Below are 7,767 nucleotides of genomic sequence, written 5' to 3'. Positions count from 1 at the left end.
CACCCGCAGGGCCTGAGAGACATCCGAACCTGTATCCGTAGTACACCGAAGCACAACCCGAAGCACAAAGCGAAGCGACAGCGCACGGTCCACGTGCGGAAGAAGGGCGGGCGGTCCCGGGGACGGACTGCACGCCGACGGGGGTTTGCGCACCCCATGCCGAAGTCTTTGCAGGAACGACCCACAAGGAGAATGTTGATGAGGAAGAAGTTAATCTGTCTGCTGGTAGCCGGAGCCCTGCCAGGCCTGGCCATGGCCGATACGACCAGCGACCAGATCAAGGCCCTGCAGCAGGAACTCAGTTCGCTGCAGAAAGAAGTGAAATCGCTGAAGACGGAGCTCGCGCAGTCGAAGAACACGAAGGCCACGGCGCAGACCGCAGCGGCAGCAGCACCGGTAGCCGCCGCTCCGGCCCAGGAAGTGGACGCCTCCTCGCCCGGCTACGGCAAGGCGCCCGCGCACCTGACCAACGACGATCTCGACGCCATCAAGCAGCAGGTCGCCAACCAGCAGCTCAAGGTCGATTCGCTCTCCGACGCGGCCAACACCGGCCCCATCGCCGGCCTCTCGATCACCGGCTACATCGACCCGAGCTACATCTACAACCGCGCCGCGAGCACCTCGTCGTTCCTCTTCGCGAACCACGAAAGCTCCTATAACTACTTCAACAGCACCTTCGGCGACCTCTACCTCGACATCAAGAAGACCTTCGGGGTCGGACCGATGGCGCCGTCTGCCGAAGTCACCCTCATGCCCAACCGCGGCAACGGCATCACGCTGCTGCAGAACGAGCACGGCAGCACCGGCGACGACATCCTGAACACCGCCGTCATCACCGTGCCGGTCACCGCCACGGGCACCTTCGTCGCGGGTCTGATGCCCAGCTTCGGCGGCTACGAGGTGCAGCAGTCCAACCAGATGCTCACCCTCACCCACGGCCTGCTCTACGACTTCTCCGATCCGGGCAGCTACGTGGGCGTGGGCTGGAACTGGTCGCCCGACGGCAGCAACTGGGCGTGGAAGTTCATGGTCGGCAACGAGCAGTACCGCACCTACGGCTCGGTCACGCAGACGGGCACCAACGCGCTGGGCGACCCGATCACCACCAGCAACAAGATCCCGACCTTCACGGCCCGCACCGACTACACGTGGTCCAGCGCGCTGGATATCGGCGGCTCGTTCAACATCGGACGCCAGACGCTCTCGAGCGCCACCAACGCCGACGGCCAGGTGGTCTACGGACCGGGTGGCCAGGCGACGAGCTCGGGGGGCTACTTCTTCTTCGGCGAGGCCGATGCCACCTACACGCTCGCGGACACGCAGTACAACGCCGAAGTGGACTACGGCCAGCAGCAGCGTGCGGCGTACAACGGCGGCAACGCGCAGTGGTACGGCCTGTCGCTGCTCGCGCACCACAAGTTCAACGCTCCGGTGGTGGGCCGCATGGGCGTGACGGCGCGCTACGACGTGCTGGCCGACGGCAAGAACGGCGGCGGGGGCGGCGGCATTGCGCTGAACGGCAACGGCATGGACCCGTACAACGGCTTCGGCATTGGTTCGGAGTGCCTTGCGAATTCGCAGGCCAACGGCGGTCTGGGCTTCGACTGCAAGGGCGCCACCCGCCAGGACGTGACGCTGGACCTGCTGTTCTATCCGACGCAGCAGATCACGGTCAAGGTGGAGTATCGCCACGACTGGGCCACGCAGCAGGTGTTCCTGCGCAGCGACGGTTCGTACAGCAGGAACAACGACCTGCTCGGCGCGCAGTTCATCTACTCGTTCTGACGAGAGCGCGCCTGATGCGTGCGTCGATACCCCGCCGGCACCGCCATGCCGACGGGGCATCGGCATGGCGGTCCGTTCAAACCTTGGCGTGCTGCTTCTTGATCACCGTCTCGGCGAAGGATGCAAAACGCTGCACCACCTGTCGCGGCTTCATGTTGCGCGACTGGGCAATCCCGAGCGTGGTGGCGGCAACGTCGTCCTTGAAGCGCTTGACCACGAAGTCCGCGCCATCCACGGTCTGCGTGGACTTGAGCGGAAAATTCAGGATGCTGTACCCAAGGCCGTTCGCCACCATGCCCCGCACCACTTCCGGCTGGGCCGACCGGAACGCCGGCACGGGCCGCTCTCCCACGGCGTCGAAGAGCGACGAAAAATATTCGCGGCTGTGCGGCAGATCCAGCATCACATAGGGCTGGCCCACGAGGCTCGCCAGCGTCACCGAACGATGCTGCGCCAGCGGATGGTCCGTGGGCAGGATCACATACGGCGGCAGGCGCACCAGTGGACGAAACTCGATGTCGGCGGTGAGGTCGATGTCGTAGGTCAGCGCAAGGTCGAGCGTGCCGTCGTGCAAGCCCGTGAACAAGTCTTCCTGATGTGCTTCCGTGGTCCTGAAGCCGATACCGGCATGATCGGACAGAAAGCTGCTGACGAGCCCGGCCAGGAGCGGCGGCGCGAGCGAAGTCAGGCAACCGAGCGCGATGGTGCCGGTCATGCCCGTATCCATCCCGCGCGCGGAAGCCTGCAGCTCTTCCGCGTTCTTCAGCAGGTCGCGCGTCTTGCCGAGAATCTCGCGTCCGGCCTGCGTCAGCGAAAGCCCCGACGCGTGATGCCGGATGAAAAGCTGCACGCCCAGCGAGTCCTCCAGTTCGGCGATCGCGGTCGAGATCGAGGGCTGCGAGATATGCATCAGCTTCGCTGCCGACGTGAACGACAACACTTCGGCCGTCGTGACGAAATAGCGAAGCTGGCGCAGCGAATAATTCAGTCGGGGGTTTTCCATTTCACGCGCACGAGGTGGGAATCCGCGCGCCGACGCGTAAAAAGCGTGATCGGCCGCAAGCCATCAGCATAGCAAATGGCAGCGCCGCGGAAACTCAGAACTTGTGTTGAATCCCGAGCACGAATAGCGCCTGCTTGCTGTTGCCGCCTTCCCATCCCCACGAATCGGCAATCACCGCCTGGGCCGGTCCGGCGCCATTGCTGCCCGAAGCGTGGGTAAAGGCCGCTGTCGCATACAACCGGGTCCGTTTGCTCAGCGAGTAGTCGCTGGCCAGCGAGAACTGGTTGTACGTCGCGCTCGAATCGCCGTGCGATTTCAGGTAATCGTAGCCGGCTTCCAGTCCGACTGCCGTGGTCACCTGCCAATAGGCCCAGACCTCGCCATTATTGAAGCGCTCCGCCTTCGAGAATGTCGAATACCCGTCCGGCAGATATTCCGAGTAGCTGTAGTAGCCCCCGAACGTTACGGACCCGATCGCGTAGGACGCCCCCGTCCGCGCGACGTTGATCTTGCTGGCACTCGCGTAATGCGAATTGACCGGTGTACTGAACATGCCGTTGTTGGTCGAGTTGATACCGCGCCCGGAAAATGCCGGATTACCGTTGTCGGCATGGAAGAAGCCGGCCGCCAGCGTCAGCGCCTTCCCCGTGTACAGACCGGCAATGCTTGCGGTCGAACCGGAGCTCATGGAACCCGCGACGCCTCCGAACGAGTATTGCGCTTCCATCTGCAAGCCGTTCCAGACCGGACTCGCCCACTGCACCGCATTCGAAATGAGCGTCGACCCATCGGCGAGATCGATGTCGCCCGGCGCCGTGAAATATTCGAGAAAGTTATCGCCCTGCACCGGCACGACCATGTCCTGCATGATGTCGAGCTGCTTGCCCACGGTCAGCGTTCCCCAGCGGTTGCTGGACAACCCCACGTACGACTGGCGATTGAAAATGCCGTCCGCCTTCCCGGTATTGAGGTCGAACTCCGATTCCAGCCTGAACACCGTGCTCAAGCCGCCGCCCAGGTCCTCACTGCCCTTGATACCCCAGCGGTTGGTGTACCAGTTGCTGCTCTGCAGCCCCAACTGGTAGTGTTCGCCACCCACGTTATGGATGTACTGGATCGACTCGTCGATTACGCCATACAAGGTAACCGAACTGTCGCTGGCGAATGCCTGTGTCGTCATTCCGATAGTGCCGAGTGCGGTGCAAAGCAGAATGCAGTTTTTCACGTCCGAATCTCCTTCCTTATATTATTTATGTACAACTAATTGATATCGATTGGTCAAGACTGAACTCGCTTGTCGACGATCTCCATGAGACCGCGTCGACAAGCGGGAAGCGCGCTACAACACCGTGCGGTTGCCGGGCCGTTGCTCCAGCATTGCCGCTATCGCGTCGATAAATGCCCGATACAGGCAGGCCGTCTCGGGGCAACTGCGCATTGCCCGCATGCAGCCGTGCAGCAATCCGCGCCCGAAATGAAGCTGCGCTGCCGCGCCGGCGGCACGCAACCGCTCGACGTAGCGCTGGCCATCGTCACGCAGGGGATCGAATTCGGCTACCGCCACGAAAGCCGGCGGCATCCCGGCCAATGAAGGCGCCGCAAGGGGCGCCAGGCGCGGGTCCCCATGACTGGACGGGGCGGGCGCATAGACCTTCAGGTAGTAATCCGCGTCGGCGGCGCTCAATAGCGGCGCATCGGCATTCTCACGCCAGGACGGCAGGCTCTGGTCGGTACCCAGCACCGGGTAGATCAGCGCCTGTCCCCGCGGAGCCGGGCCGCCGACACGAGCGATTTCCAGACACAACGCCGCCGCCAGGTTGCCGCCGGCGCTATCGCCAGCCAGCACCAGTCTGGACGGATCGATCCCGTGGCCGCGGCCCTGCGCCAGCAGATACCGCCACGCCGCCAGGCAGTCGTCGAACGCCGCCGGAAACACATGCTCCGGCGCCAACCGATAATCAACCGCGACCACCACGGCGGACAGGTCGCGCGCCATCGGCATCGTCATGAATTCGTGCGAGTCCAACCCGCCGACCACCCAACCGCCGCCATGCAGGTACAACACGCATGGCCAACCCTGCGCCGGAGCCTCGCCAACCGGGCGATAAAGCCGGATCGGAACCGGCCCGTCCTCTCCGGCAACGCACAGCTCCTCGATGGCCACGCCGGCGTCGCGCGTGGGGGTGAAGTGCCGGCATAGCGCGTCGTAGGCGGCCCGGCCGGCCTTCACACTGTCGTCTTCCGCGCAAAAGGCCGCGCTGGCCTCCACGAACTCGCACATCTCCCTGCTGAGCGGGTAGCTACGCTGCATGTCGTGCTCGCTCAACCGGGCAGGTGTTCTTGGGCCACCAGCATGCCGCCCTGCTCTTCGATCAGGTGCCCCGGAACATGGCCATAGTCTTCGCGCAGCCATTTGAGCAGGCCGTACACCTTGACCAGCATGATCAGAAGGAACGGAATCGCGGTAACGATCACAGCCGTCTTCATGGTATTGAGCGGTGCCCTGGTGAAGATCACCGCCAGCGGCACCAGCGTGAGCATGATGCACCAGAACAACCGGTCTCTCGGCGCGGGGTCCTGCCCCTCCGCCAGATCGCGGGTGCAGGTTGCCGACACGGCGTAGCCCACCGCATCCATGTGCGCAGCGAGGAAAACCGCCATCAGCAGCAGGAAGAACACGATCACGAGGCGGCCCGCCGGCAGATGCTGGAGTAGCAAGCCAATCGCGACTTCGCCGCTCTGCTGGTTCAATACGCCCGGCACGTTGACGACGCCGGTGATGAAGTTGTGCAGGCTATAGTTCTCCAGCACGCCGAACACGAACCACACCCCCACGCAGCCGCCCAGCATCATCGCCAGAATGACTTCCCGAATGGTGCGTCCGCGCGACACGCGGGTCACGAAGAGCGCCACGCCCGGCGCATAGGAAATCCACCACAGCCAGTAGAACACCGTCCATTCGCGGGTGAATTTGCCGTCGCCCATCGGATCCGTGAACAGGCTCATGTCGACGAAGTTCGTCAGCATCAGCCCCAGGCTGGAAAGCGAATTGCTGGTGATGAACTGGGTAGGGCCGCACAGATAAATGTACGCGGTCAACGCCAGCACGCCCCAGCACACCATCTGGCTGAGCCGCTTCATGCCGCCGTCCATGCCGATCCACGAACTCAGCGTGAACAGCACGGCTACCGCGACGATGATGGTCACCTGGGTCGCGAACGTATCGGGAATGCCGGTCAGGTTGGACAGCAGGCGGGAAAACGTCGTGGCGGAAAGCACGAGCGAAATCGTCAGTGCTCCGAACATGCACAGCATGAACAGCAGGTCGACCAGACGGCCGACCGGACCGCTCGCGCGGCAACCGGTAATCGCTTCCACCATCGAGGCCAGGCTCAGTCCTTTGTTTTTGCGGACGTGGAAGTGATAGCACATCGCGACCGAGCCAATCGCGTAGATGGCCCAGGCGCTCAGACCGGAATGGAAGAACGAATAGGCCACGCTGAATTTCAGCGACTGCGGCGAATCCGGCGGCAGGTTCAATCCGGGCGTGTGATAGTAATAGGCCCAGTCCAGGAAGCCCCAGTACAGCGCCGACGAACCCAGCCCCGAGAGGATGAACATGAAGATCCAGGAGACCGTCGAATAGTCGGGAGCGCCCTCGCCAAGCCGGATCTTGCCGTACTTGCTGCAGGCGAGCCCGACGACGAACAGCAGCGAGCCGAACGCGAACAGCAGAACCGGCGAGGCGAAGACCGTCGTACACCAGTAAAGAACCTGCTCCGCGCCCGCGATCGACTGTCTGGGAAAAGCGGCCAGGCCGCCAACCGAGAGAAATACGATCGCCAGACTGGCGAGGGAAAGCGGCATATCGCGCCGGCCGGATCTGCTAGTGCCCATGACGTCTCCTGTATTTGAGGCTACCGCACGTCTTGCCGACGTGTCGTATCCACCTGGTATCGGCGAATGGTAGCCGCAAGCGCTTTGGGCATGAAACGCGGAATCCGTGAATCCATAAGATACGAATCGTGAAGAATGGGGCGGCGCCCCGCCGGCCCTCTCACGCAGCAGGCCAGGCCTGCCTGCAAAGCGCAATGACCGTATTGCGCAGCCATCGATGCGCGGGGTCGGCCTCCATGCGCGGATGCCACATGGCCGATACGCTGTGTTTCGGCAACGACACCGGCAAGGCAAAGCGCTTGAGCCCCGACGCGGTGGCGTGACGGCGTGTCAGCGCGTTCCCGAGGCAGCAGCCCGGCACCGTCGCAACGAAATCGGACGTGCGCACGAGCCGCATGGCATCCGGGAAGCCCGGCACCACGACGCTGACGGCTCTTGCGATCCCGAGCTTGTCGAGGGCGTCGTCCACCGGCCCGCTGAATTCGCCGACCGGCGACGCCATGACGTGCCGGCAGGCCGCAAAGCGCTCAGGCGTGACCTTCCCGCCGGCAAGAAGCGGATGCCCGGTCCGTACGACGCCGACAAATTCGTCGCGAAACAGCAATTCCTCGCACAACTCGGGCGCCCACTCCCCGCGCAGGCCCACTTCGAGGTCGATGCGGCCGTCGCGCAGCAGACGGGCATCCTTGTCGGGCTTCGGTGCGAAGCGCAGGCGAATATGGGGCGCGGCTTCGGTGAGTGCCGCCACGAGCGGCGCGGAGATCAGCTCCATGAACCACTCGCCGGCGCGTATCGTGAAGGTCGAAGAGAGCGCAGCGAGATCGACTCCTCCATCAGGAGGCCTAAGTACGGCTCGCACCTCGCCGGTGAGCGCATGCACGCGGGCGCGCAACGCCGCGGCATGCGGAGTCGGCACGAGCCCGCGTCCGGCTCGCACGAGCAAGGGATCGCCGGTTGCCGACCGTAGCCGTGCGAGTGTCCGGCTCATCGCCGACGTGCTCAAGCCAAGCCGGCGAGCCGCACCCGTAACGCTGCCTTCCTCCAGCAGCACGTCGAGGGCAACGAGAAGGTTCAAATCCAGA

The 7,767-nt window shown here is 63.8% G+C and carries 6 protein-coding genes; 1 reads left to right on the top strand and 5 read right to left on the bottom strand.

Going from position 1 to position 7,767, the window contains the following annotated elements; translation table 11 throughout:
- Positions 1-198: 198 nt before the first annotated feature.
- Entirely contained in the window at positions 199-1,785 is a 1,587-nt protein-coding gene (locus tag V8683_RS08195; RefSeq protein ID WP_411192011.1) for a DUF3138 family protein, read from the top strand.
- Between the two features lie 76 nt (positions 1,786-1,861).
- Here V8683_RS08195 and V8683_RS08190 read toward each other — a convergent pair whose 3' ends face one another.
- The 5 genes from V8683_RS08190 to V8683_RS08170 all read right to left on the bottom strand — a co-directional run bounded on the left by V8683_RS08190 (position 1,862) and on the right by V8683_RS08170 (position 7,760).
- Complete coding sequence (locus tag V8683_RS08190) at positions 1,862-2,788, bottom strand: LysR family transcriptional regulator (protein WP_411192267.1); 927 nt, start codon at positions 2,786-2,788, stop codon at positions 1,862-1,864.
- Positions 2,789-2,882: 94 nt separating this feature from the next.
- Complete coding sequence (locus V8683_RS08185) at positions 2,883-4,013, bottom strand: porin (RefSeq protein WP_411192266.1); 1,131 nt, start codon at positions 4,011-4,013, stop codon at positions 2,883-2,885.
- A 114-nt stretch (positions 4,014-4,127) separates the two neighbouring features.
- Positions 4,128-5,099: an alpha/beta hydrolase gene (locus V8683_RS08180; RefSeq protein ID WP_411192265.1), complete on the bottom strand. Its 972-nt coding sequence runs from the start codon at positions 5,097-5,099 to the stop codon at positions 4,128-4,130.
- Between the two features lie 11 nt (positions 5,100-5,110).
- Complete coding sequence (locus V8683_RS08175) at positions 5,111-6,685, bottom strand: BCCT family transporter (RefSeq protein ID WP_411192264.1); 1,575 nt, start codon at positions 6,683-6,685, stop codon at positions 5,111-5,113.
- Positions 6,686-6,845: 160 nt separating this feature from the next.
- Complete coding sequence (locus V8683_RS08170) at positions 6,846-7,760, bottom strand: LysR family transcriptional regulator (RefSeq protein WP_411192263.1); 915 nt, start codon at positions 7,758-7,760, stop codon at positions 6,846-6,848.
- Positions 7,761-7,767 lie beyond the last annotated feature (7 nt).

It is taken from the genome of Paraburkholderia sp. AV2 (genome assembly GCF_054968425.1).
The sequence above is the reverse complement of the archived record's forward strand: the minus strand, read 5'-3'. Positions and strand labels throughout refer to the sequence as shown.

Bases quoted from the DNA above. Each gene is read 5' to 3' on its own strand.
- V8683_RS08195 (WP_411192011.1), top strand. From the start codon at position 199: ATGAGGAAGAAGTTAATCTGTCTGCTGGTAGCCGGAGCCCTGCCAGGC.
- V8683_RS08190 (WP_411192267.1), bottom strand. From the start codon at position 2,788: ATGGAAAACCCCCGACTGAATTATTCGCTGCGCCAGCTTCGCTATTTC.
- V8683_RS08180 (WP_411192265.1), bottom strand. From the start codon at position 5,099: ATGCAGCGTAGCTACCCGCTCAGCAGGGAGATGTGCGAGTTCGTGGAG.
- V8683_RS08175 (WP_411192264.1), bottom strand. From the start codon at position 6,685: ATGGGCACTAGCAGATCCGGCCGGCGCGATATGCCGCTTTCCCTCGCC.